We start from the raw sequence: 901 nt of genomic DNA on the forward strand, positions 1-901 counted from the left end.
GCGGCATCGCCGAACTGCTGTTCTCGGTCGTGCGCGACCTGGCCTACATGGCCATCGAGCTGGGGCCGGAATACGCCTCTGACCTGGAAACCTCGGAGGGCATCACCAACGCGGTGTTCGGCGTGCTGCGCAATGCGCGCATCCTGCAGCCGAGCGAGCCGAACCTGGTCGTCTGCTGGGGCGGCCACTCGATTTCCCGCGACGAATACCTGTATACCAAGCAGGTCGGCTATGAGTTGGGACTGCGCGGACTGGACATCTGCACCGGCTGCGGCCCGGGTGCGATGAAGGGGCCGATGAAGGGCGCGACGATCGCCCATGCCAAGCAGCGCAAGGCCAATACGCGCTACATCGGCATCACCGAGCCGGGCATCATCGCGGCCGAGTCGCCGAACCCGATCGTGAACCACCTGGTGATCATGCCGGATATCGAGAAGCGCCTTGAGGCCTTCGTCCGCATGGGCCACGGCATCATCGTGTTCCCGGGCGGCGTCGGCACCGCCGAGGAAATCCTGTATCTGCTGGGCATCCTGCTGCGCGAGGAGAACAAGGCGCTGCCGTTCCCCCTGATCCTCAGCGGCCCGACCGTCGCCGCGCCGTACTTCGAACAGATCGACCGGTTCATACGCATGACCCTGGGCGAGGAAGCGGCCAGCCGCTACGAGATCATCGTCGGCGACCCTGTCGCCGTGGCGCGGCGCATGACGCAGGGCATCAAGCGGGTGCGCGAGTACCGGCTGGCGCACAAGGATTCGTTCTTCTTCAACTGGTCGGTGGAAATCCCGAGGGAATACCAGCAGCCGTTCGTGCCGACGCATGAGGCGATGGCGGCGCTGGACCTGCATCATGGCCGTCCCGCGCCGGAGCTGGCGGCAGCAGTGGAGCCGGCGTCTACGGGTAA

General features: G+C 65.8%; 1 protein-coding gene. It reads left to right on the forward strand.

Annotation, left to right across the window (positions count from 1 at the left end; genetic code table 11):
* The coding region (gene ppnN, locus ABB22_RS17485) for a nucleotide 5'-monophosphate nucleosidase PpnN (protein ID WP_152984262.1) at nt 1–901 on the forward strand (901 nt) is incomplete at both ends.

Source organism: Stenotrophomonas nitritireducens, from assembly GCF_001431425.1.
In the GTDB taxonomy this organism is placed as follows: domain Bacteria; phylum Pseudomonadota; class Gammaproteobacteria; order Xanthomonadales; family Xanthomonadaceae; genus Stenotrophomonas; species Stenotrophomonas nitritireducens.